The organism is Mucispirillum schaedleri ASF457 (genome assembly GCF_000487995.2).
GTDB lineage: Bacteria > Chrysiogenota > Deferribacteres > Deferribacterales > Mucispirillaceae > Mucispirillum > Mucispirillum schaedleri.
The window spans coordinates 1,672,161-1,698,835 of sequence record NZ_CP097562.1 but is presented as its reverse complement, the minus strand read 5'-3'; the positions used below and the strand labels follow the sequence as shown (position 1 = coordinate 1,698,835).

The window sequence follows — 26,675 nt, the reverse complement described above, 5'->3', positions numbered from 1 at the left end:
AAAATTACAGTTCATCTTTACTTACAGCTGAAAAAATCAACCCTTTTTCTTTTGCATACTCTACACATTTATCCATATCCACAACTATTGTTTCTCCGCTTTCCATAATAAGCCCAAGTCCACCATTTTCTGCAATATTTTTTAATGTATCAAGCCCAACAGTAGGCAAATCAAACCTTTCATCTTGATATGCTTTTCCAGTTTTTATGCACAGAGCTTCGCCTTTTGCAAGGCTTGACCCCCTTGCAAAAGTAATATCTGTCCCTTCAGCACTTTCTACTGCAAGTATACCCTGCCTGCTTATTACAATTGACTGACCTAAATCAAGAGCACCAATATGTTTTGCAAATAAAAAACCTTCTTTTACAGTCTCTTTAAGCCCTGCTTCGCAGTAAGATTTATCAGTAAACTGCATACTTTTTGGAATAATAGAAGCATATACTTCTTTCTGAGAGAGCATATCAATATTTATTTTTTTTAATTCATTTATAATAGCAAAATTAATAGAATCAGTGCTTTTAAAAGTTATTTTTGCAAGTATAAGCAGTGCTTTTAAATCAAACCGTGTGCTGTGCAGCAGTTTAATTTCCACTTTACCAGAAAGCAGAGCATGTGTTATTTTATGTTTTTTTAATGTTTTTAACATTTTGCCTGCAAGTCCTACACTAAATTCATAGTAGTAATCAGCAATCTGTTTTAACTCTTCATTTAATGTGCAGCTTTCTTTTAAAGCTATAATTAAAAGCTCGTCACCTTTTTCTTTAACATATTTAGCACCAATTAATGGTAATGAACCATAACCTGCAATAATTGCAACATGCCTTTTAGTCATAATCATATCCATTAAATAAAAATGATTTGAAATATTTATAACCACTCAACAGTTGCAGGTGGTTTAGTAGTAATATCATAGACTACTCTGTTAATACCATGGACTTCATTTACAATTCTGTTAGAAGTTTTTGCAAGCACTTCATGTGGTATTCTTGCCCACTCTGCAGTCATAAAGTCTGATGTGATAACGGCACGAAGTCCAACAGTATAATAATATGTTCTAGAATCACCCATAACACCAACAGAACGCATATCTGTTAACGCTGCAAAATACTGGCTTATTTCTCTATCAAGCCCTGCTGCAGCGATTTCTTCTCTAAAAACAGCATCTGCATCCTGCAATATTGCAACTTTTTCAGCAGTGATTTTGCCTATAATTCTAACCCCTAATCCAGGTCCGGGAAAAGGCTGTCTCATAACAAGGTTTTCTGGAAGCCCTAAATCAAGACCTACTTTGCGGACTTCATCTTTAAAAAGCTCTCTTAATGGCTCAATAAGCCCTTTAAAATCCATAGTTTCTGGCAGTCCGCCAACATTATGGTGGCTTTTAATCATAGCAGAGCTTCCTGCACCGCTTTCTATAACATCAGGGTAAATTGTGCCCTGCACAAGATAATCTACAGAGCCAAGTTTTTTTGCTTCTTCTTCAAAAACTGCAATAAATTCACTGCCAATAATTTTTCGTTTCTGCTCAGGGTCTTCTACATCTTTAAGTTTTGCTAAAAATCTTTCTCCCGCATTAACTCTTATAAGATTTAAACCAAATTTAGAAAAGACTGCTTCTACTTCATCCCCTTCATTTTTTCTTAAAAGTCCATGGTCAACAAATACACAGGTTAATCTATCGCCAATAGCTTTCTGAACTAAAAGAGCAGCAACAGAAGAATCTACACCGCCGCTTAATGCACATAATGCTTTGCCATTTCCTGCTTTTTCTTTAATTTTAGCAACAGCATCATCTATAAATGATGACATTTTCCAGTTACCTTTAAATCCGCATATATCAAAAAGGAATGTTTTAAGCATATCCATACCATGGATAGAGTTGGTTACTTCTGGATGAAACTGCACTGCATAAAGTTTTCTGCTGTTATTTTCCATAGCAGCCACAGGGCAGTTTTCAGTTTTTGCTGTAATATTAAATCCATATGGGACAGTTTTAATATAATCAGTATGGCTCATCCATGTAGCAGTAACATCTTCCACATTAGGTGATGCAAAAAGTGCAGCTTTTTTATCAACCTGCACCATAGTAGAGCCGTATTCAGGTGAGCCGCTTTTTTCTACATAGCCGTCAAGTAAATTTGCCATAAGCTGAGCACCATAGCATATACCAAGAACAGGTAAACCCATATCAAATATTGCTTTATCGCACTGTGGTGCATTAGCTTCATACACACTTGCAGGACCACCTGAAAGAATAATGGCTTTATACCCTTTTTCCATAATACGCTCAGGACTTGATGTATAGCTTAATATTTCGCTGAATACACCACATTCCCTTGTTCTTCTGGCAATCAGTTTGCTATACTGGCCGCCAAAATCAAGAATAAGTATTTTTTCTAAATCCATAATAGTTTTAAACTCCAAACAATACAGCATTAATGCTGGATAAAACAGTATAACAAATTTATATTTTTTTTGCATTAAAAATATTTAACTATTTGCTAAAATTATTATTTGAAGAAAATTTATATATATGTTATGGTGATTAGATAATTATGATTTTAAATAGAGGAAACAAACATTTATGACTAAATGGATATTTGTTACAGGTGGTGTTGCCAGTTCACTAGGCAAGGGAGTATCTGGTGCCAGTATTGGAAAGCTGTTACAGCTTAACGGGTTTAGTGCTGCTATGGCTAAATTTGACCCATATTTTAATGTGGACCCGGGCACAATGAACCCTTATCAACATGGAGAAGTATATGTTGCTTCAGATGGTGCTGAAACTGACTTAGACTTAGGCTACTATGAACGCTTTCTTGGAATGAAAACTACTAAGGATAATACTAATACATCAGGTGATATATATAAAACAGTAATAGAAAAAGAAATAAAGGGACAGTATAACGGTAATACTGTTCAGGTTATTCCACATATTACTGATGAAATAAAAAACCGTATCAATAAATTTGAAGGCAAAGTTGATATTGCTTTAATAGAAATAGGCGGCACAGTTGGCGATATTGAAGGGCTGCCTTTTCTAGAAGCTATCAGACAGTTTACTCTTGAAAAAGGTAAAGGGAATGCACTGCATATACATTTAACTCTTGTTCCTTTTATAGGAGCAGCTATGGAGCTTAAAACTAAACCAACTCAGCATTCTGTTGCTAAACTTAGAGAATTGGGAATTATGCCGGATATGATTATCTGCCGAAGCGAAAAACATTTAGACGATGATGTTAAGAAAAAAATAGCTCTTTTCTGCAATGTTAGAAAAGAAGCAGTTATGGAAGCTACAGACTGCCAGTCAATTTATCAAATACCAGAAGCATTTTATAAGCAGGGAATAGATAAACTTGTTATGAAAATCCTTAATCTTACACCTAAAAAAGAGTTTGATACATCTTGGTTTGATATAATAAAAAAGGAATTAACTAAAACTACCCGCATAGCTGTTATTGGTAAATATACAGGTATGAAAGACGCTTATAAATCCATTGCAGAATCATTATACCTTGCAGGACTTCATCAGGGAGTAAAGGTAGAAGATGTATATTTTGAAGCAGAAGACACTGATTTAATTAATAAAATAAAAGGCTTTGACGGCATTCTTATCCCCGGCGGCTATGGTTACAGGGGAGTAGAAGGCAAAATTTCTGCAATCACTTATGCAAGGGAAAATAATATACCATTCTTTGGTATATGCTTAGGTATGCAGTGTGCAGTAATAGAGGCTGCAAGAAACTTGGCAGGCATAAAGGATGCTGCATCCGGCGAATTTGATAATAATGCAAAAGAGCAGGTTATTGCAATGCTTAATAATCAGAAAACAATTGTAAATATAGGCGGCACTCAGCGTGTTGGTGAATACAGTGCAAAAATCAAAAAAAATACCCTTGCTTATAAACTGTATGGCAGGGAAGATATAGTAGAAAGGCACAGGCATAGATATGAATTTAATCCAGCATATGCTGAAAAGCTTGAAAAAGCTGGTCTCAAAATATCTGCTTTTCATGACAATCTTCCAGAAATTGTAGAAATAGAAAACCATCCGTTTTTTATTGGCTGCCAGTTTCATCCAGAGTTTACATCAAGTATTGATAAACCACACCCTGTTTTTGCAGGCTTTGTTGAAGCATGTGTTAAAAATCACAGGTAATAAGTATATGAGGTATAGATTATGTGCGGAATAGTTGGCTACACAGGTAATAAAGCAAGCTCAGCAGTATTAATATCAGGTTTAAAAGCATTAGAATACAGGGGATATGATTCTGCAGGTCTGGCGGTTGAAGAAAAAGATGGTATAAAAATAGTTAAATCCGTAGGCAAAGTGGCAGTATTAGAAAGTGAAGCATCAAACTGCACTTTAACAGGCACAACAGGTATAGCTCACACAAGATGGGCAACTCACGGCAAGCCTACCACATGTAATTCTCACCCACATACAGACTGCACAGGCAATATAGTAGTTGTTCATAATGGTATAATAGAAAATTATCAGTCATTAAAAGAAGAATTATTAAAGAAGGGACATACATTTAAATCAGAAACAGATACAGAAGTTATTGTTCACCTGTTAGAAGAAGAATTAAAAACAGTTGACAGTAATTATGAAGAAAGATTTTTACAGGCAGCAGCAGATGTTACTAAAAAATTAGAAGGCAGCTATGCTGTTGGCATACTGTGGAAAAAAGCTTCTGGTATGATAATAGGAAGCCGTGTAAAAAGCCCCCTTGTATGCGGTGCAGGGGATAATGAAAACTTTTTAGGCTCAGATGTTTCTGCATTTAACCAGTGGACAAGGCATGCCATATATTTAGATGACTATGATATAGCAGCATTAAAAGAAAATGAAATAAAAATATATGATAATAATTTACATGAAAAATACTATAATATAGTAGAATTAGAGCATGGAATAGATGGGACAAGCAAAAACGGATATGAGCATTATATGCTTAAAGAGATTAATGAGCAGCCTGTAACAGTCAGAAGCACAATAGAAGCAGTGCTGCATGATATAAACACAGCTTTTGGTATAACAAAAGATGAGCTTAAAAATATAAGAAATATTTTAATGATAGGCTGTGGCACAGCATATCATGCAACAATGGTTGCAAAATACTGGATAGAAGAATTCTGTAATATTCCATGTCAGGCGGAATATGCTTCAGAATATAAATACAGAAAGGCAGCAATGCCAGATGAAACATTAGCAGTATTTGTAAGCCAGAGCGGCGAAACAGCAGATACTGTATCAGCTTTAGAAAAAGCTCGTGCAGCAGGATTTAAAACAGTATCAATATGTAATGTGTTTGGCTCAACACTTGCAAGAATGAGCGACCATACCTTTTATACAAAATGCGGTTCAGAAATAAGTGTTGCATCAACAAAAGCATTTACTGCACAGCTTGCAGCATTATTTTCTTTGGCAGTATTAATTGCAGATGCAGCAGGCAGTATAAATGAACAGAAAAAAGATAAACTTCTTAATGAACTAGCAAAACTTCCAGTTGCAGTAGAAACAGCAGTTTCTGCAGATGCTTATATTTCAAAACTTGCAGAAAAATATTATCAGCAGAAAACATTTGTATTTTTAGGCAGAAATGTAAACTATCCTATTGCATTAGAAGGTGCATTGAAATTAAAAGAAATCACATACCTGCAGGCAGAAGGTTTCCCTGCAGGAGAAATCAAACATGGACCTATTGCATTAATTAATGCAGAAATGCCAGTTATCAGCATTATGCCTGCAGACAGCCTGTTTGATAAAATGGTAAATGCCTGTGAAGAAGTTATGGCAAGGGGAGCAAAAGCATTAGCAGTAACTGATGAAAAAGGCTTTAAACTATTAGATAACAGAGTGGAAGATGTAATAGTGCTTCCTAATGTGGAAGACCATTTATTCCCGTTTTTATCAGTTATCGCACTGCAGCTTTTTGCATACCACATAGCAAAGCTTAATAACAGAGAAATAGACCAGCCAAGAAATCTGGCAAAAAGTGTTACTGTGGAATAATAGTTATGTATAAGTTTGGATTAAAGCTCTGGTCTGTAAATGAAAACTATATAGATACTGCAAAAAAACTTTATGATGAAAATATCTATGACTATATAGAGCTTTATGCTATCCCATCATCTTTTGATGAATATGCAGAGTTATGGAAATCATTAAATATTCCATACATTATCCATGCACCCCATTTTATGCACGGTATAGATTTTTCATGTGAAGAAAAGCTGAATGACAATATAAAACTTGCTTATGAAGCATTAAAATATGCAGACTATCTTAATGCTGATAAAATAATATTTCATCCGGGTATAAAAGGAGATTACAGGCAGACTGCCCGCCAGATAAGAATGATTAATGATGAAAGAATTTTAATAGAAAATAAGCCGTATCATGTGGCAGTAGAAACATCAGCTCTTTCATTATATGATGTTTGTGTTGGATATAATCCTGAGCAGATAGAATATATTATGCAGGAAAGCGGTGCAGGCTTATGTTTAGATATAGGTCATGGAATATGTGCAGCAAACAGTTTAAATATTGATTATGTATCTTTTTTAAAAGAATTTATAAGTTTAAAGCCATATATGTTTCATATAAGCGATGGTGAAATAAACGGCAAAATAGATAAGCATTATAATATAGGCAAAGGCAGTTTTGACTTTAATGTGCTTTTTTCGCTTATTCCAGAAAATTCAGTTATTTCTGTAGAAACAGAAAAAGCATCAAAAGATAATCTTAATGATTTTGTATTGGATATGGAACAATTAAAAAATTACTGCAAATCAAAATGATTAGATAATGTTTTAAAAAGTGGATTCACCTAAAAATTTTGTATTACAACAGTCATTTTAAACCTAATTTTATAGGCGAAAAATCTAAATTATACATATTACAACAGCACATAATATATTTTAAGTATATATTTTTAGATACTTCGCCAAAGGCTCAGTATGACATAGAAAGAAGCAGGAAGTCCTGTCTGAAAGTAAGCGATAGCCGAACTTATTTTAGCAGAGTATGATTTAAAAAATACAGGGTGAGCGTTTTTTGCTATGCTCCGCTCCGAGTATAGAAAACGGCTTGCCATTAATATGGGCAAGACCCCGTTTTTGCGATGCAAGGACTTTACGAGCAAGTAGTGATAGAATTACAAGTCAGCAGCTGGACAGTATTTTTTAATAAAGGATAAATTAAAATACTTTGATATATTTCAAACTCAGTATTGACATACAGTTTTAACATTACAAGTCATTTTGAGCCTGATTTTTAAAGGCGAAAAATCTAAATTATACATATTGCAACAGCATATAATATATTTTAAGTATATATTTTTTAGATACTTCGCTATATTTTAAGCTCAGTAAAACAATGTATGAAAACATCAAAAAATATATTCTCATTCAGACATAAAAAAAGCTGAGCATAAGCCCAGCTTTTAATAAATATTTCATTATAATTTTATATCGGTTTTGCACCTTTTGATTCAAGGTAGGCACCAAGTCGTGTATCAATTTTCATAATATGGTCAGAAAGCCAGTCTTTTAAAAATTCAAGGACATTTACTCCCATAATATCTTCACCCGCATCATATCTGCTTTCAAGTTTTTTGATTTCAGCAATAAAATCTTTATGTAGTTTCATGTGGCTTTCTTTATCTGGATAATTATACTCTGTCATCATTTTATTTTCAAATCCAAAGTGCCATACAGTATAGTCAACTAAATCTTTTAATACTTTACCAAGTTTTTCTTTTGATGAACCTGAAGAAAGAGAACTATATACTGCATTAATTAAATCTATCCATCTAATATGCTGCTCATCAATTGCATTATAACCTACAGAAAGTGAAGAAGTAAATGTCATAAACTGACCTTCTCCAGCAGAATAACCTTTTGAACTTTCTTTCATTTCTGCTGCAATGTTGTCAAGGTTGTTACCAAGTTTCTGGCTTTCAAGAGTTCTGTTTAATGCAATACCATTTTCTTCATATACTTTTTCAATAGATTTTGTAATATTTTCTATACCATCATACTGGTCATTCATAGCTTTTACAATACTTTTTGTAATTTTAAGCATACCGTTAGTTTCATCACGAATATCTATAACTATTGCACCAGTATCCATTGTTATGCCGATAGTTTCTTTTACCTGTTCGGCATTTATATTTACCTGTGTTGAAATATCGGATGTTCTTGAGTGAAGTTTATCTACAACTTTTTCTATTTCTGCGGTAAATGATGTAGTTTTTTCTGCCAGTTTTCTCACCTCATCTGCAACTACTGCAAACCCTCTGCCAGATTCCCCTGCACGAGCTGCTTCAATTGCTGCATTTAATGCTAAAAGATTTGTCTGGTCTGCAATATCTGTAATATTTCCAATACTCTGCTTAATATCGTTAGAATAAATGACGAAATCTCCCATTGTAGCAACAATAGAGTCAACAGTTTCTTCTATCTGCTTCATTTTTAATATATTTGTTTCCATAGCTGTACCTGCCTGACTTGTTTTTGCAAGGCATAATTCAGCAGCTTTTTGAGAATCATCACATATTGATTTTACATGTTCTGCTGTATTTTTTAAATCACAAATTTCTTCACTTGCTGTTTCTAAACTTTGGTTTACAGTCATCACATTATCATAAAGATTTGTCTGCACTGATACTAAATCTCCAGCAGCAGAAGCTACTCGCACTTGAGCATTTCTAAAATTTGCTCCTAGTGCACATAATTTACTGGATAATTCATGAACATGTGCACCAATGTAAGTAAAACGACCTGCAGTCTGTGGAGGCTGAGCTGGACAGCTTATCAATGCTGTATCAATATAGTCATTTAATATTTTCATTTGTTTGTAAAAAATTGCATCTTTTGCTACATTTATTGCTACAGAAAGAAGAAATATTACAACAGCCCCTATTCCTGCATGAAAATCTGTAGCTGCTGCTAATATTAATGTTACTATTAAAGCAATAACTGTATAAACAATACTTAGCGTTTTCATCTTATAACTCCTTATAACGCACAATAAAAATTATGATATGCCTGTGGCACTGATTGATGCCAGTTTAATACCCTTTAATGCTTTTATTCTGTAATAAAGCGATTTTACAAGACTGCTTTCTCCGCGAATGGCAAGTATTTCAAGACATGTATCATGGTCTAAATGTATGTGCTGCATAGAAATTATTAAATCATGACTGTCATGCTGCACTTCTAAAAGTTTAGATACCAAATCTTTATTATGATGACTATATAGGAATGTTACAGCACCTGCAAGCACACCATCTGCATTAATAATATCTGATTCAACATATTCTTTTATTAAATCTGATATTGCTTTTGAACGAGTTTCATAAGACTGTGCTTTTATCTGATTATCAAACAGTTCCAGCAAATCTTTATCAAGAGATACCCCAAATCTTGTTAATTCTGACATCTTCATCCCACATAAGCATTTTAGGTTAGTTTAACATATTACTCTTATTTTTTTTATAGTCAAGATTTTTTTACCCTATTTATCTTAAACAATCCACATTTAAATGAGTTCATTATTTTTCTGGAACCTAACTTACACAAAAAACTTTCATTGCATACACATAAAAAATAATATATAAATTTAATTATTAATTAATATAAAAGGTGAAATATGATAGTCGCATTTGAAGGATTAGACGGCTCTGGTAAAGGAACTCAATCTCAAATATTATCTGCAAAAATGAGTGCAAAAGGTATAGATAACGCATTATACAGTTTTCCAAACTACAAAGGCACTAATTTTGGACTTGAAGTAGGCAAATATTTAAACGGAGGTTTTGGCTCATTAGATGAAGTGCCGCCTCAATTTCCTGTTATGCTTTATGCTATGGACAGGTTTGAGATGAGAAAATCAATTATGAAAGATATTAACAGTGGCTCAAATATTATTTTTGACAGATATGTTCCGTCAAATATTGCTCATCAGGCAGTAAAATTTCCAGAAAATCAGCGTAAAACATTTGCCGACTGGGTAAAAAGGCTTGAATATAATATTTTAGAAATGCCTTCACCTGATGTTATAATATTTTTAGATGTTGACCCTGTAATAGCAGGCAGAATGGTAGCTTTAAAAGGCAAAAGGTCATATACTGATGCAGCAAAAGATATACATGAAGCTAATGACAGCTATATGGATAAAGTATATCAAATGTATAAACAAATGGCTCAAGATGAAAACTGGGTAATAATTCAGGCAGCTGATGGAGAAAATATGTTCAGCGAAGAAAAAATAATAAAAGATATTGTCATCGCTCTTGCTCAAAAAGGTTACCCCATAGAAGACCCTGAAAAATTATTTTAAAATCTTATAAAGTTATTAATGCTTTCAAGCGATAATATAAATATTAAGGCCGCTATTTACAAATTTTACAATCTTGTTTAAAATTTCAGGTTGCAAAAAATTTAAATTTTGGTTTATACTCTCTATCAGGAGGCTTTTATGAACTTATCACTTGAGTTAACAGCAGAAGAAACCGCCATGCTTGAAAAATGTGCAGTCAGAAATAATATATCTACTGCTGAGTTTATAAAAAATACCATACTGGAACGAATTAAAGATGAAATGGATATGGAAGTATATGAAACTGCTATAAATAAATACAGCCGTAACCCAAGAGCATATACTCATTCATCAGTAATGCGTGAGCTGGGTTTAGTGAAATAAGATTATAGTTATATTAAACTATTAATTGTATACCTGTTTGGAAGCATTCCAAGAGGCTTATTATATAACAGATTATAAAATTCTAAAATATATATCAAAAGCACTACCATTGCATTCATAAATAAATTATCAGGTATAAATGCAAGATAAAGCCATAGAAAACTTACTATTAAAGAAATCTTAAAAGGAATATAGTATCCATTCCAGTATGCCTTAATTCTGTTTCCAGACATAAAGTAGTAAAGCAGTATTATTACAAAAAACATTGATATTTTGCCAACAGTATCACTATGCGGTGCAATAATATATATTATTATTCCAAACACTGTAAAATAAAAAAGCAATGCTCCCAGTCCCCTTAAAAGATACATCCCTAAAAAAAATAAAAAACTTCTGCTGCCGCCTGCTATTTCTGAATCAATAAATATTCTGCAAATTATAACAGCAAATGAAAGAAATACTGTATAAGTAATACCAATAGTGCCGTTTAATAAAAAAGCACATATTATTACAAACCATAAAGGTATACGGGCTATTAAAAATGTTAAAAAGAAAAGCCCAAAACGAACATAGCCCAAAGGTTTTGCCACAGTTTTTTTAAGTGTAAAAGTTTGTAATAATTTTTCCATGCAGATATTATTACTGTTTTTTTATTATATGGTCAAGAATTATATAAATAATGCAGTATCATAATCTGTCTATTTTTATTATAGTCTGCATTTATTATAATAATATAATAATATAAGATTATTTATTTAAGTATTAATATTTTAGATTTTTCGGTTTATGCTTAAAATAACATATCTAAATAGACTTGCACTTTACAGAAAAAGAAATTAATTTGCTGTCTTATTATAAAATTTTTTGGAATTTACCCAAAAATTTTATACAGCAGTCATTTTGAGCCTGATTTTTAAATGCGAAAAATCTAAATTATACTATATTATATTACACAATAGTATAGTATATTTAAATTATCTGTTTTAGATATTTAGCTTATAAATCAAGCCCAGAATAACCTTAATTTATATCTTAAACCCTGAATTTTATACTATTTGCATGGCCTTGCAGATTTTCATTTTCTGCCATTGTGATAATATCATCACTTCCTGCCTGCAAAGATGCTTTATTATAGTAAATAATGCTTGAACGCTTAAAGAAATCATAAGTGCCAAGTGGTGAGAAAAATTTTGCACTGCCGCCTGTTGGAAGCACATGGTTAGGGCCTGCAAAATAGTCCCCTGCTGCTTCAGGTGAATTGCTGCCTACAAATATTGCTCCTGCATGGCGAATTTTACCAATATGGCTTAAAGCATCATCTATATATAGCTCTAAATGCTCAGGTGCAATATTATTTGCTATTTCACATGCTTCATCTAAATTATCTACTAAAATAATAGCAGAATGTTTCTCAATAGATACCTTTGCGATATTTTTTTTAGGCAGAATTTCCAGCTGTTTTTTTACTTCTTTTTCAATTTCTTCTGCCAGTTTTTTATTCCAGACAATAGTAACGGCTGAGGCAAGCTCATCATGCTCACATTGAGCAAGCATATCAGCAGCCACATATTTTGGCTCTGCATTATCCCCTGCTATAATCAATATTTCGCTGGGACCTGCTATCATATCAATATCACATACACCAAAAACAAGTTTTTTAGCCATTGCTACATATATATTTCCGGGACCTGTTATTTTATCTACTTTTTTAACAGATTCTGTTCCATATGCAAAAGCAGCTACTGCCTGAGCACCACCAACTTTATAAATATCTTTTATACCGCATATATCAGCTGCTGCTAAAACTGCACTATTAATTTTACCATTTACGGCAGGGCTTAACATGGATATATCTTTTACACCTGCAGCAACAGCAGGAAGAGCATTCATTAAAACAGAAGAAAAATAAGCCGCCTTTCCACCCGGCACATATATTCCAGCACTGTCAAGGGGAGTAATTTTTTGACCCAGTAATGCACCATGTTTTGTTTCATAAAGCCATGTTTTTTCCATTTGCAGTTTATGAAATGCTAGTATATTATCATGGGCTTTCTTTATACTCTCTATCAGCTTTTCATCAGTATTATCATAGGCTTCTTCTATTTCCTGCCTGCTGACTTTTATGTTATCTTTATTAATATCAAAATTATCAAACTTTTTAGTATACTCAAATAATGCTTTATCGCCATTTTTTCGCACATTTGATATAATCTCAGAAGCAGTATGCAGATAATCGCCCTCCATAGCTGCTCCGCGGTTTTTAATATCATCTAATTTTTTATCATTTTTATTTATTATCATATTATATCCCTACTATAACACTTTCTATAGATATTCCATGCTCTTTTTTAATATGAGTTTTGGCTTCATAAAGCCTTGTATCTGCAAGGCGGACAATATCATCAAAGCCTGCAAAATCTCTTTCATTTGCAGTAACTACACCTCCGCTGAAACCAAATATCATATTTTTATCTTCTTCATATACAATTTTTTCAACAGCATTCTGCATTTTTATAATATAATCATGCAGAGCATTTTTATCAGTTATTTCTGTAAAAAGATAAAACTCATCGCCGCCAAACCTGCCAAGTATATCATAATCGCCTATCTGGCTTCTCATAGCATAAGATATCATTTTAAGTATTTCATCTCCTGCTAAATGACCAAATTTATCATTAATATATTTATAATTATTTAAATCAAACATAATAAAGGCAAAATTTCTGCCATTTTTCTTATATTCTTCAAAACTTGACCTGCCAGTTAAATCAAATATAAATTTATTAGGCAGAGCTGTTAAATAGTCAGTATTTGCCTGCATTTCAAGTAAAAAAGCATTATCCAGCTTTTTAAGAGCAATAGAAGCAATTAATGCAAGCTCTTCTACAAAATCAAAATTATAATCACTTGAAAATCTGTTTTTATCCTGCGAATAAAACCCAAGTGCTGCAACTATTCTGCCATTATCAGTAATTGGTGCAAGCACATAAGAATAGTTTTCATCTGATGGCATAAGCTGAAAATCTTTATGTATAACAGATTTATCTGTGCCAGAACGAGTATCGCTGCCTAAAAATGTATATAAAAAAGCATCACTTTCAATAACACGCACTCGCACACCTTTATTTGCATAATTCTGCACTACAGCCATAGAGTCTTTTTTAATAAAAAGCACTGCTCTTTCAATATCAAATATTTCTTCAATATAGTGCATAGGCTTACTGTCTATTTCTTCAAGATTATCACTTAAAAGCATAGAAAATTGAACAACTTTAAAACCATTATGTTTAGCTTCATTTTCTTTAACACGCATAACCATACTTTCAAGTTCATTTTTAAGGTCATAATTTTCTTTTAATAAATTGCTTATGTTAGACATTTAATGCTCCTGATATTTTTACAGCTGTCCCCAGTTATCACCTGTTTCTGCATTTACTAAAAGCGGAACAGACAGGGAAACAGCTTTTTCCATAATATTTGTCATTTTATGAGTAAAATCTGATATAATATTTTCATTTACTTCAAAAATCAGTTCATCATGGATTTGCAGAATACATTTTGCATCTATATTATTATCTTTAATGTATTTATCACAGTTAATCATTGCAAGTTTAATTATATCTGCCGCACTGCCCTGTATTGGTGCATTTACTGCCATACGCTCAGCTCTTGTGCGGATATTTGCATTACGGCTGTTAATATCGTGGATATTTCGTTTTCTGCCTAAAATAGTGCTGCAGTAACCTTTTTCTCTGGTCTGTTTAATTATCTCATCTATAAATATTTTTACTTTTGGATAAAGGGCAAAATAGCCGTCAATAAAGCGTTGAGCTTCTTTTCTTGTAACTTTTGTATCTCTTGCAAGTCCAAAAGAAGAAAGTCCGTAAAGTATGCCAAAATTAACAGCTTTTGCTATCCTCCTTATATCATGAGTTACCACATCATTTGGCGATAAATGAAATATACTGTGAGCTGTCATTGTGTGAATATCTTTATTTTCATTAAAGGCTTTGATTAAATTTTCATCCTGAGATAAATGAGCAAGTATTCTTAATTCTATTTGAGAATAATCAAGAGAAACAAGTCTGCAGCCTTGTTTTGCAACAAATGAGCTTCTTAAAATTTCAGCATATTCGCCCTTTTGTGGTATATTCTGCATATTAGGGTTAATAGAAGAAAGCCTGCCTGTTGCTGTGCCTGTCTGCTTAAATTCTGTATGTATTCTATCATCTACTGCATATTCCAGCATATTAAGAGTATATGTAGAATAAAGCTTATTTATTTCCCTGTATTTTAATATGGAAGAAATAAAATTATCATACTCTGGATAAGTTACTCTTAAATCTTTTAATGTATCTTCATCTGTAGAATAACCGCTTTTATTTTTTTTAATACCTTTTAAGCCTAGTTTATCATAAAGATATGCGGATAACTGCTTTGGAGAGTTAGGGTTAAGCTCTTGCCCTGCCATATCTTTTATATTATCATATTCTATATCCACAAAAGTTTTTAATTTTTCAGCAACTGATTTTATATTTTCAGCATTAATCATAATACCAGTCTGCTCCATTTCTGCTAAAATGCGAGCAACTGGCAGTTCCATATCATAATAAAGCTTATCAAGAGAATTTTCTTTTAATTTATTAAATAAATCTCTGCGTTTCTTATATAGTTTTGCAAAAAATTCACCTTCACTTTCATCTTTTAACTGTCTTATGCCGCCAGCATCTGGGTCCATAAGGTAATCAGCAAGCAGAATATCAAATGCTTTTTCTGGAATATTTATGCCTTTTTTAATAAGTGATTTTATATCGTAATAATATAATGGCTCACCTTGTTCATATTCATAGTAAGCCGTTTCATCTACTGCATATATTTTATCATTTAAATAAGCCATTATTTCTACACTTTTTACTGGCTTATATTCTAATGCTTTTACAGATGATGCTGTATTTAATGATGAAAGCTGCTGTTTTAACTGATAAAGCTCATAATAATATTTCAGTTTTTCTTCATCTCTTTCTATGTGATATGGCAGCATATTTTCAATAAAGAAAAGTTTTACAAGCTCACGGCTAAGGTATGCGTGTTCCTTTCCCTGCATTATTTTTTCTTTTATTCTGCCTTTTAAATTTTCTACATTATTAAAAATATTATCAAGGCTTTTATAATTATCCAGCAGAGTTTTAGCTGTCTTTGGTCCTATGCCTGCAATGCCGGGAATATTATCGCTGGTATCTCCCATTAAAGCAAGCATATCTGGAATAGATTCCGGATATAAGCCAAATTTTTCATAAACCTTTTCCCTGTCTATTATTTCATCTTTTTGATAGTCATATATCTGCACTTTATCATTTACAAGCTGATGTAAATCTTTATCTTTTGTAACTATCCATACTTTATTATTAATAGTCTGGGATAGTGTATTTATTACATCATCAGCTTCATAGCCCTCTATGCAGTATATAGGGTATCCAGTATAGGGCAGCATTTCTTTTAAAATATTTAGCTGCAATATTAAATCTTCCGGCATTGCCTGCCTTGTTGCTTTGTAACTTTCAAACATTTCATGACGGCGGTTTTTACCTTTTGCATCAAATATAATAATAATATCTGATATTTCAGGGTTTTTTCTTAATTTTTCTAAAACAGATAAAAATACATGTATAACACCTGTAGGCACTCCACCAGCTGTTAAAGGGGGAACATTATAAAAAGCTCTGTATATGACAGAGTTACCGTCTATTAAAACTGTAACTCTGTCTTTATTAAAATCTTCTGCCATATATTATTTTACTGGATATAACCAGTCAGTATATTTTTTATTTTTGCCTTTAACTATATCAAAAAAAGCAGATTGTAATTTACCAGTGATTTCCCCTCTTGCACCAGTGCCTATTTTTCTTCCGTCAAGCTGACTTATAGGAGTAACTTCTGCTGCTGTGCCAGTAAAAAACGCTTCATCTGCAAGGTAGAAATCATCTTTAGTAAACCTTTGTTCAATAACTTCATAGCCTAAATCACGAGCTAATATGATAATAGAATCTCTTGTAATACCTCTTAAAATAGAAGTCATAGGTGTAGTGATAAGTCTGCCATTTTTAACAATAAACACATTTTCGCCACTGCCTTCTGCCACATAACCTTCAGTATCTAAAAATAATGCTTCATCATATCCGCTGATAACTGCTTCTCTTTTTGCTAAAACACTAGCCACATAGTTACCGCATGTTTTAGAACGAGTTGCAGTAGAATTTACATGAAATCTGTTAAAAGAAGATGTGCATACTTTAATACCTTTTGCAAGACCTTCTTCCCCAAGATAAGCACCCCAGTTCCAAGCTGCAATAGCAGTTTCTACTGGATATTTTTCATCTATTTTAATTCCAAGTCCGCCATCACCAAGATAAATAATCGGACGGATATAACATTCTTCTAAATTATTAGCAATAACTGTTTCAACTGTCGCTTTACATAAATCATCAATAGAATATCCCGGGTCAATCATGAAAATGCGTGCAGAATCAAGAAGTCTTTGTATATGCTCTTTTAAACGGAATACTGCTGAACCATTTTCTGTTTTATAGCAGCGTATGCCTTCAAATACACCTACACCATAGTGAAGTGTGTGAGTTAAAACAGATATTTTTGCATCTTCTTTTGCCACTAATTTTCCATTCATCCAAATTTTACTATCATTACTTACAGCTGACATAGTTTTCTCCTTTTCTCTTTATTATTAATTATCTTAATATGGCATTTCCATAGTCAATGGTCTTGTCATTAAATCTCTTACAGAATCTTTAGAATTTTTTCTTTCATATATTATTTTATACACTTCTGTGCATATTGGCATCTGCACACCTCTTTCCTGTGCTGCTAAATATACAGCTTTTGCAGTAGGCACACCTTCTGCTACCATTTTGATAGAGTGAGTTATTTCATCAATATCTTTACCCTGAGCTAAAAGTTTGCCAACACTGTAATTTCTTGACTGCTCACCAGTGCATGTTAAAACTAAATCTCCAAGACCTGAAAGCCCCACAAATGTTTCTCTTTTTGCACCGTATGCAAGCCCAAAGCGTGTAATTTCTGCGAGCCCTCTTGTAATCAATGCAGCTCTTGCATTATTATCAAGCCCCATACCGTCACTTAAACCTGTTGCAATGGCTATTACATTTTTAACTGCACCGCCTACTTCAAGCCCTATCATATCATCAGTAGTATATACTCTGAAATAATCACAGGACAGAGTTTCCTGCCACCATTTAGCAAGAGAAGCAGAATATGAAGCAATAGAGACAGAAGTAGGCTTTTTACGAGCCAGCTCTTTTGCAAAAGAAGGTCCTGAAAGCACAGAGTATTTTGCTGTTACTTCGCTTGATATAACAGAAAGCATAAGCTGCCCTGATGATATTTCTACACCTTTTGTAGCAAGCAGAATATTTTTACCAGTTAAACTTTTTGCATAAGTTTTTGCCATACTTCTTGTAAACTGAGAAGGCACTGACCATATAATATATTCTGCATCACAGTTTTCTATATCACTCATTGGTTTTGCTGATACATTTTTAGGAAGTAATAAATCAGGTAAAAATACCGGATTTACATGAGCTTCATTAATAGCTTTTATTATTTCTTCTTCTCTAACATACATTACTACTTCTCTGCCGTCTGAGGCTGCAAGTGTTGCTAAAGCTGTTCCAAAACTGCCGCCACCTATAACTGCTACTTTATTATTCAATTTATCCTCCAAATACATATAAATAATCTTATAAAAATATGAAATGATTATAATAATATTTTGCAAGAAAATAAAGCATAATAAATATATCAAATAAAATTTTTTATAAAAACACACAAATTATTGATAAAATAACAAAAGGAATTTGAAATATAAGATTTTGGTTTGCAGCTATTTTGAGCCTGATTTTTAAAGGCGAAAAATCTAAATTATATCTATTACAGCAGAGCATAATATGCTTAAACTATCTTGTTTTTATATACTTCTCTTGTAAATCAATCTCAGTATAACACAAAATCAGGTTCAGCAAGACAATGTAGGGACAGGAAGTCCCGTCGCATAGCGAAAGTGACGGGAGCATTTACTGCGACCAAGCGTATTTTTTCAAATTCATGGGGAGCATCTTTTACTACGCTCCGCTCCGAGTATAGAAAACAGCTTGCCATTAACATGGGCAAGACCCCGTTTTTGCGACGCAAGGACTTTCCGAGCGAGTAGCGATGGAATCAAAAGTCCGTAGCTGGATAAAATTTGAAAATAAAGGATAGATAAGATACTGAATTTATCCAAAAAATTAGACTAATCCACTTTATAAACTATAATAAAAACGAAATTATCTGCCTGTAAAAGCAAAGATTTGTTTTACCACATCTTTTTCTACATAGAGTATTCTGCCCTTTAAAGGCATTAAAAATTTATCCTGCAGGCTTGGTATTGCAAAGAAATATCTTATTACACTGCGTCTGTTTACTTTCATTGTAATTGTTGCTGTTGGTCTTTGCGGAAGTTTAATATTTTCATCTTCTACAAACCCTAAAGCTTCTGCAGCAAGAAGTGTTTCTATAAAAGTCTGTGCTTTTTCTTCTTTTATAAGATTTTTTCCATCAATCAGCCAGCCATTTTCAGTGCAGTGCAGTGTAAAATAATCACTGCCTAAACTTGCTTCCACACTTTTTATCTGCGGATAATATGCTTCAAAAATAACAGTATCAGAAAAACTTTGACCATCTTTTGAAAGAAGACTTAATGCACCCGAATGAACAACTAATATATCAGGGTCACCAGATTTTGTAATATAAACATAATCTTCGTCATGCTCCACCCTGTTTCCTATTGCAATATTAGTAATTTTGCCTTCATAATCTAATATTAAATATCCGTTACTGCCAATGTTGAATTCTGGGTCATCTTGAGACCCTGTTATCCTTTCATCAACATTTAAATCACGCAGTCTGTTTAATAATTTTGTAACTCTTGATTTATCTGCTTCCCAGTCAGAATCTATAATATACCATATTCCGTTTCGCTTTTCCAACTGCAGGCTGTATGCCGCTGTTCTATATTCCATAGCAGTAATGCCTGACGGATCTGGCAAAAGTTTTTTAAAAACTTTTCCTTTAAGCTTTCTGTATGGGAGAAAATATATACTTGCTAAAATTAACACTAAAACAATAATTCCAATATTAGCCCACAGCATAAAATCCTCCTTGATTTTTTTAATAATACACTATATCGGAAAATTTAACAAGTAGTTTAATAAAAAAGTAATAAATGTAAACTATAATGAAAGATGTTTATTAATTATTTCCGCTTTAAACAGTATATATTATTCTACACTTTTTAATATAATATTATTAAGACAGCAGTATAGCTGACCTAATGCAATGCCAGCATCATTTGCAGGGACTTTTTTATGGGTAAGAACTATAAAACCATCCTTTGTAAGCATATTATATATTTTACTGCTTAAAAATATATTCTGCATAACACCGCCTGATAGTGCAGCAGCTGTAATACCGAATTTATTCCTAATATCAACACAAATATCATATATAACATTTGCAAAGCCGTTATGAAATTTTGATGAAATTATTTTAATATCCTGATTATTTAATATATCATCTACCATTTCTTCAAATACTTTTGAAAGCTTTATTTTATTATCTTCATACAAAAAATTATAGCTTTCTTTTATATCTTTACAGGCATAGTTTTCAAATAAAACAGCAAGCTCGCCTTCATATTCATTTGAGCGTTTATTTAAAACAAGTGAACCTGCACTTTCAAAAAGCCTGCCTGCTGCACTTGTTTCTATAGAATTTATTCTATTATCAACTGCCATTTTTATAAGTGATACTTCCTGCTCGCAAGTATATCCTGAATATGTAAACTTATCCATTATTTTATCAAGCAGATTTTCAGTATAAAGGTATGATATAACCATACGGACAGGGTTTTTAGCAGCAGAATCAAGCCCCGGCTGAATATAATTTTCTATATGAGCATATCTTGTAATAATATTTTTTTCTTTTACAAATATTTCCCCACCCCATGCTTTATTGTCTGCCCCTAATCCAAAACCATCCATAACTATCCCTACTGCATTATCATAATATGAATTTTCTGCAAGACATGATGCAAAATGGGCGGTATGATGCTGCACTTTATATATTTTTTTATATTTATTTTCTGCAAAAACTGTAGAGCGATACTGGCTGTGATAATCAACTATTGCAGCAGATGGGTTAATATTAAAAAGTGACTTCATATTATTATGCACTTCTTCATACATCTGCTCTGTTTCAATATTGTCTAAATCACCAATATACTGGCTTAAAAACGCAAAACCTGATTTATAAAAGAGCAGTGAGCTTTTAAGGTTTGCCCCTGCTGCAAATATTTCTTCCTGATTATCATTTTTTAGTGCAACAGGATATGGAGCATAGCCCCTTGCCCGCCTGAAAAGTATATAGCCATAATCAGCTAATGCACATACACTGTCATCTACTCTTTGAAAAATTTCCCTGCTGTGATGCAGAAAAACATCAGTAAATTCACTTAAATTTTTTTCTGCTTCTGACTGATTTTTAGCAATAGGCTCATCTCTATGGTTTCCGCTTGTAGCTATAATAAATTTTGTTTTCATATACTGAAATAATATAATATGAAGTGGAGTATATGCTGTCATTATGCCTATTTTATTTGAATCAGGTGATACATAATCAGAAAACGGCCGCCTGAACCATTCAAAAATAACTATTGGACTTTCTGCACTTTTAAGAGTATCTTCCACAATTTTTGGAATAACTGCATATCGTTTAATAGTCTGAATATTTTCTGCCATAACTGCAAAAGGCTTAGTATTGCGTTTTTTTAACTGCCTTAATTTTAATACTGCACTATCGTTTTCTGCACTGCATATTAAATGATAGCCGCCTAAACCTTTAACAGCCACAATGCCGCCATTATCAATATAATCTGCTGTTTTTTTAAAGGCTTCTTCCTGATTTTCAATTATTCTGCCCTTATAGTTAAGGGTTACTTTTGGACCGCATTCCCCACATGCTGCAGGCTGAGCATGGTATCTTCTATCGCTTGTATTTGTGTATTCATCATAACAGTCATCACACATTTTAAAATCTTTCATTGTAGTATTGCATCTGTCATAGGGAAGTTTTTCAATTATAGAATATCTTGGTCCGCAGTTTGTGCAGTTAGTAAATGGGTAGAAAAATCTTCTTTCACTTATATCTAAAATTTCGCTTCTGCATTCATCACATACTGCAATATCTGGCGGTATAAGAGTAATGCCTCCTAACTCTTTTGAAGTTTCAATAGAAAAATTATTATAATCTATATGCTTAATATCTTTTATATCAATACTTGCAATATGGGATAAAGCAGGTGCATTTTCCTTTATTTTTATAATAAACTTATCAAGCTCATCATCCCAAAGGTTTGCTTTTATAATAACTCCCATACTTGTATTGATGACTGAGCCTTTTATTTGCATACTGTCTGCTAAATTTTTTATAAAAGGTCTAAACCCTACTCCCTGCACTATTCCTTGTATTGTTATCTGCCGTGTAATCATTTTTTCCAAAACCATGGACTGAAAAGAATAAATACAGTAAATAATTCTAAACGACCTATAATCATTGATATAGAAAGAGTTAATTTTACAAAGTCTGGCAGAAATCCGTAATTACTTGCAGGTCCTAATGCTCCAAAACCGGGTCCAACAGTGCCAAGGCAGCCAAGCATTGCACCAAGTGCTTCAGTTGGTGTAACTACTCCGCTTAATGCTACAATAAATGCACCGACAAATAAAGTAACCATATAAACCACAATAAAACCCATAACAGTAATAACTACTTTATTAGATACAGGGTTTCCATTAAGACGCATTGTAAAAACACCTTTTGGATGTATGAGAGATTTTATATTTATTACTGCCTGTTTAATCATAATAATATGGCGGATAACTTTTATACCACCGCTTGTAGAGCCAGATGAACCGCCAATAAAAAACAGCACAAATATTAATATTTGAGCAGCTGGGTGCCATAAATTATAATCTGCTGTTGCATAACCTGTTGTGCTGATAACTGACACTACCTGAAATGTGCCAAACCTTACTGCATCTAATAAAGATGTATAAGTTTTTCCATCCATTCCAGTAAACCCATTTGGCTGAATATATAAGAAAATGGAAACTAATGCAGATATTAAAACTATAATCAGTGTAAAAAACTTTATTTCAGAATCATTTATTATACTTTTAAAATTACCGCGAACAGTTTTTATTAATACTAAAAAATTAAGTGAGCCAATATACATAAATACTGTTAAAACCCAGTCAATATATGCTGATGAAAAATATGCAACTGAATTATTTTTATTAGAAAAGCCACCTGTTGCAATAGCACTTGACGCATGAGTAAAAGCATCAAGCAGATTCATTCCGCCATAAGAAAGCAGCACTATACCTATAATATTTAATGAAAGATATAATATCCATATATATTTTGCAGTCTGAGTTATGCGTGGAGTAAGCTTTTCCTTTGTAACACCTGTTGTTTCTACATGCATAAGATGGGTGCCGCCAATACCTAAAAGTGGAAGTATTGCAACTGATAATACAATTATTCCGCCACCACCCATCCAGTGAGAAATTGCCCGCCATAAAAGAATAGATTTTGGCAGCCCTTCTATATCTGACAAAATAGATGCACCTACTGTTGTAAATCCAGAAGCAGATTCAAATATTGCATCATATATATTAGACATTGCACCTGATACATAATATGGAAGTGCACCAACAATACATGTAAACACCCATATAAACACAACAAGCACAAAACCGCTTCTTATTGTAATACTTTTTTTCTCTCTGCTTTTTGAAAAAAAAGCAAAAACAGCAGATAAGATAATAATTACAGCCATTGTTTGAAAAAAAGATACAGCCTCATTATGTTCACTATAAATAAGTGCGTAGATACCACAAAAACCCATAAAACATGAAAGTATTAAGTTAATAAATACAATAGGTCGTAATATTAATCTTAACTGGTGTATCATTTATTAAAAAGCTCCTCAAGCCTGCTTATTTCATCATGAGCTGCAAATGTAATAATACTGTCCCCTTCTTCTATTACAAGTGAACCTGTTGGAATAATTGTTTTTCTATGACGCTGCACTGCAATAATCAGACAGCCTGAAGGAAATTTTAAATCCATTATTTTTTTGCCTATAATATTCTTATTACTGCTGCCAACTATAAACTCAATAGCTTCTGCCTGACCTTCAAATATTGTATATACATTTTTAATATTTCCTTTACGGATAAATTTAAGTATTGCATCTACTGAACTAAGTTTAGCACTAATGCAGGAATCTATTCCTAAATTTGTAGCTAGAGTGGTATAGTTTAATTTATCAATTAATGCTACAGCTCGTTTTACACCCTTGCTTTTTGCATAAACCCCTGCAAGAATATTTAACTCTTCGCTTTGAGTTGTTGTAATTATGGCATCAGTATAAGCAATATTTTCTTCTTCAAATACATCCTGGTCTGAAATATTGCCATTAATAACAGTAGCTTCTGGATAAAGAGCAGAAAGCTCCTTGCACCTTTCATAATCTTTTTCAATAATACGAACATCTTTGCCGTCTTCAATAAGCATACCTGCAATATGCTTGCCAATTAATCCACCACCTACAAGCACTATTCTTTTGAGCTTATCAACAGTCATACCGGCACGAGTTAATATTTTATTAAAAGATTTGCCAAGAGCAACAATATATATATGGTCACCTGTTAAGATTTGGAAATCACCTTTTGGAATATGCAGCATTTCATTACGCAAAACACCTGCTATAATAAAATTCTGGTCAATAATAGAGCGTATATCTTTGACTAATACTCCGTTAAAAATACTGTCATCCTTTACTAAAAAGTCACGCAGCTGGGCATTTGTTCCTTGAAATGCAAATATACCACTTGATGCACCATGCAGAACTGTCTGCACAATATCAAAAGCAGCTTCAATTTCCGGATTTACAAGGTAATCTATACCAATTGATGAATTTTTTAAAAGCCCGCCACGCATATAGTCAACATTTCTTACACGGGCTATTTTTACAGGTGTATTAAATGCACTGCCTGCCACAAAGCAGGATATCATATTTACTTCATCTACACTTGTAGCAGCAATAAAAATATCTGCATTTTCTGCTCCTGCCTGTTTAAGAATATCTACATTTGAGCCTTCTCCAGTTATCACAAGACAGTCTAGCATATTAGATGCTTTTGCAGCACATTCTGGGTCTTTTTCTATGATAACTACATCTTTTTGTTCTGCCACAAGCTGTGATGCAATATGAGTGCCGACTTCACCAGCACCCACTATAACAATATTCATTTTATTTCCCTATGGTCTTTCTGAAATGCTTACATACTGTTTAAATACCCAGCCTGTAAGTATTGGTGAAATTTGTATCTGCACCCAGTTTTCATTTTCAGAAACATACTCGTATTTCTGACCAACTGTTGCAGATGCAATACGGGCAGATTCAAGACTTGGAATTGCACGCACATTTAAAGAATCAGCTAGTATATACACATCTTTTGGTCTATTAACAACAGGTTCTGGTTCTTCTATTACAGGCTGTTCTTCTGCCTGATAAATATTATTTACATCTTGCGAAACCGTAGGAACATAAGGTGTAGTTTGAATTATTTGAATATTTTCAGTATGCTGATTTGTATTATTTGCAGCATACTGTTCTGTAATATTTGCAGTTTCTTGATTATCTGGCACTAATGCTGCATTATTTTCCACGGTCTCTGCTGTAATATCTGTATATATATCATTATTATTTAATGCATTCTCAGTATATTCCTTTGCTGGTGCAGTATTTTCTGCTGCCTGTGGAGTATAAGTATTTACAGCAATTTGTGCAGCAGGTTTTTCAGTTTTTAAATTAAATATTTTATCTGCACCTAAAAAGCCGACTAATAATGCAAGACATCCGATAACTGCTGCAATAACTGTATGTTTTGCTTTACCGCTCTTTTTCTTATGAACTGTTGCCATTACATTATTAACACTGGATAATGCACTTATTAAATGGTTTTCATTAATAGTATGAGAATTATCTAAAAAAGCAGCAATAATTGTTCTTTCCATAAGAGTATTTATAAGCCTAGGATTACCTTTTGTAATTTTAGCAATACGCTTAACAACTCCACTGTGGATTTTTACATAACTTTTACCAGCTTTTTCAAGGTGGGAATAAATATAATTTTTTATATCTTCCTGCTTAATATTATCAAGTTTAACATATAAAGTTACACGCTGTTTTAGCTGTCTTAAACTTTCTTCATTTAATTTTTCATCAAGCTCTGGCTGACCTGCTAAAATGATTTTTAAAAGTTTGTCTTTTTCTGTTTCCAAATTAGATAAAAGACGCAGTTCTTCCAGAGTTTCATTTGGCAGATTTTGTGCCTCATCAATAATAATAACCGCTTTTTTACCTTCTGAGCCTATCTCTATTAAAAAATCACGAAGTTTTGCAAAAAGAGCATTTTTAGTAAGTGATTTATCTACATGTATATTAAAATCTTCCAGTATTGCCATAAAAAGCTCCTCTGGAGTAAGGTTTGGAAATAATATATATGCAGAAACTATATTTGATGGCAGCTCATTAATAAATTTTTTAATAGTAATAGTTTTACCTGTGCCGGGCTCCCCTGTTAAAACAGCAAATGGCTCATCAGAATGTATTAAATACTGTAAAGTATCTAATGCCTCTATATGCATTTGTGTTGGGTAGTAAAAATCTACATCAGGAGTTCTTTTAAAAGGGTCTTGGTAAAAGCCAAAAAATTCTGTAAATGTTCTCATTTTTTTCTTGTATGCCTCTATCTGTTTT

Annotated in this window: 20 protein-coding genes; 5 read left to right on the top strand and 15 right to left on the bottom strand. The window is 32.9% G+C overall.

Annotation, left to right across the window (positions count from 1 at the left end; translation table 11 throughout):
• Window positions 1–4: 4 nt before the first annotated feature.
• Window positions 5–832: an LpxI family protein gene (locus tag N508_RS07950; RefSeq protein WP_023275892.1), complete on the bottom strand. Its 828-nt coding sequence runs from the start codon at window positions 830–832 to the stop codon at window positions 5–7.
• A gap of 35 nt (window positions 833–867) precedes the next feature.
• Window positions 868–2,406 (bottom strand): glutamine-hydrolyzing GMP synthase, encoded by a 1,539-nt coding sequence (gene guaA, locus N508_RS07945; protein ID WP_023275891.1) that lies wholly within the window; start codon window positions 2,404–2,406, stop codon window positions 868–870.
• A gap of 178 nt (window positions 2,407–2,584) precedes the next feature.
• Here guaA and pyrG point away from each other — a divergent pair, with 178 nt between their 5' ends.
• The 3 genes from pyrG to N508_RS07930 are packed head-to-tail and all read left to right on the top strand — an operon-like array spanning window position 2,585 to window position 6,807.
• Window positions 2,585–4,159, top strand: a complete 1,575-nt coding sequence (gene pyrG, locus N508_RS07940) for a CTP synthase (RefSeq protein WP_023275890.1) — start codon at window positions 2,585–2,587, stop codon at window positions 4,157–4,159.
• Between the two features lie 21 nt (window positions 4,160–4,180).
• The gene (gene glmS, locus N508_RS07935) at window positions 4,181–6,019 is read left to right on the top strand and encodes a glutamine--fructose-6-phosphate transaminase (isomerizing) (RefSeq protein WP_023275889.1); all 1,839 of its coding nucleotides are present in this window, start codon (window positions 4,181–4,183) and stop codon (window positions 6,017–6,019) included.
• Between the two features lie 5 nt (window positions 6,020–6,024).
• Window positions 6,025–6,807, top strand: a complete 783-nt coding sequence (locus N508_RS07930) for a sugar phosphate isomerase/epimerase family protein (protein ID WP_023275888.1) — start codon at window positions 6,025–6,027, stop codon at window positions 6,805–6,807.
• Between the two features lie 667 nt (window positions 6,808–7,474).
• On the opposite strand, the gene N508_RS07925 is transcribed toward N508_RS07930, so the two are convergent.
• Window positions 7,475–9,016, bottom strand: coding sequence for a bacteriohemerythrin (locus tag N508_RS07925; RefSeq protein WP_023275887.1), 1,542 nt, complete (start codon window positions 9,014–9,016; stop codon window positions 7,475–7,477).
• Between the two features lie 30 nt (window positions 9,017–9,046).
• Entirely contained in the window at window positions 9,047–9,451 is a 405-nt protein-coding gene (gene nikR / locus N508_RS07920; RefSeq protein ID WP_023275886.1) for a nickel-responsive transcriptional regulator NikR, read from the bottom strand.
• A gap of 210 nt (window positions 9,452–9,661) precedes the next feature.
• Between nikR and tmk the strand changes: the two genes are divergently transcribed.
• Both tmk and relB read left to right on the top strand, forming a co-directional pair.
• Window positions 9,662–10,351, top strand: coding sequence for a dTMP kinase (tmk, locus tag N508_RS07915; protein ID WP_023275885.1), 690 nt, complete (start codon window positions 9,662–9,664; stop codon window positions 10,349–10,351).
• Between the two features lie 138 nt (window positions 10,352–10,489).
• On the top strand, window positions 10,490–10,714 hold the full coding sequence (gene relB, locus N508_RS07910) for a type II toxin-antitoxin system RelB family antitoxin (protein ID WP_023275884.1): 225 nt from the start codon (window positions 10,490–10,492) through the stop codon (window positions 10,712–10,714).
• 8 nt (window positions 10,715–10,722) lie between these two features.
• Here relB and N508_RS07905 read toward each other — a convergent pair whose 3' ends face one another.
• The 11 genes from N508_RS07905 to N508_RS07855 form a co-directional block, all read right to left on the bottom strand.
• Complete coding sequence (locus tag N508_RS07905; protein ID WP_023275883.1) at window positions 10,723–11,343, bottom strand: hypothetical protein; 621 nt, start codon at window positions 11,341–11,343, stop codon at window positions 10,723–10,725.
• A gap of 403 nt (window positions 11,344–11,746) precedes the next feature.
• Window positions 11,747–13,015, bottom strand: coding sequence for a histidinol dehydrogenase (gene hisD, locus N508_RS07900; protein ID WP_023275882.1), 1,269 nt, complete (start codon window positions 13,013–13,015; stop codon window positions 11,747–11,749).
• A gap of 1 nt (window position 13,016) precedes the next feature.
• Complete coding sequence (locus N508_RS07895) at window positions 13,017–14,093, bottom strand: sensor domain-containing diguanylate cyclase (protein ID WP_023275881.1); 1,077 nt, start codon at window positions 14,091–14,093, stop codon at window positions 13,017–13,019.
• An 18-nt stretch (window positions 14,094–14,111) separates the two neighbouring features.
• Window positions 14,112–16,499, bottom strand: a complete 2,388-nt coding sequence (locus N508_RS07890; RefSeq protein WP_023275880.1) for a DNA polymerase — start codon at window positions 16,497–16,499, stop codon at window positions 14,112–14,114.
• A gap of 3 nt (window positions 16,500–16,502) precedes the next feature.
• On the bottom strand, window positions 16,503–17,429 hold the full coding sequence (locus tag N508_RS07885; RefSeq protein WP_023275879.1) for a branched-chain amino acid transaminase: 927 nt from the start codon (window positions 17,427–17,429) through the stop codon (window positions 16,503–16,505).
• 33 nt (window positions 17,430–17,462) lie between these two features.
• The gene (locus N508_RS07880; RefSeq protein WP_023275878.1) at window positions 17,463–18,458 is read right to left on the bottom strand and encodes an NAD(P)H-dependent glycerol-3-phosphate dehydrogenase; all 996 of its coding nucleotides are present in this window, start codon (window positions 18,456–18,458) and stop codon (window positions 17,463–17,465) included.
• 613 nt (window positions 18,459–19,071) lie between these two features.
• On the bottom strand, window positions 19,072–19,935 hold the full coding sequence (locus N508_RS07875; protein WP_023275877.1) for a DUF4340 domain-containing protein: 864 nt from the start codon (window positions 19,933–19,935) through the stop codon (window positions 19,072–19,074).
• Window positions 19,936–20,064: 129 nt separating this feature from the next.
• Window positions 20,065–22,332 carry a carbamoyltransferase HypF gene (gene hypF / locus N508_RS07870; RefSeq protein ID WP_023275876.1) on the bottom strand — a complete coding sequence of 756 codons (2,268 nt, stop codon included), beginning with the start codon at window positions 22,330–22,332 and terminating at the stop codon, window positions 20,065–20,067.
• Window positions 22,329–23,819, bottom strand: coding sequence for a TrkH family potassium uptake protein (locus N508_RS07865; RefSeq protein ID WP_023275875.1), 1,491 nt, complete (start codon window positions 23,817–23,819; stop codon window positions 22,329–22,331). Before N508_RS07865 ends, hypF begins: the two co-directional genes overlap by 4 nt.
• Window positions 23,816–25,162 carry a Trk system potassium transporter TrkA gene (trkA, locus tag N508_RS07860; RefSeq protein ID WP_023275874.1) on the bottom strand — a complete coding sequence of 449 codons (1,347 nt, stop codon included), beginning with the start codon at window positions 25,160–25,162 and terminating at the stop codon, window positions 23,816–23,818. The genes N508_RS07865 and trkA overlap by 4 nt, the downstream gene beginning before the upstream one ends.
• 9 nt (window positions 25,163–25,171) lie before the next feature.
• Window positions 25,172–26,647 carry an AAA family ATPase gene (locus tag N508_RS07855; RefSeq protein ID WP_023275873.1) on the bottom strand — a complete coding sequence of 492 codons (1,476 nt, stop codon included), beginning with the start codon at window positions 26,645–26,647 and terminating at the stop codon, window positions 25,172–25,174.
• Window positions 26,648–26,675 lie beyond the last annotated feature (28 nt).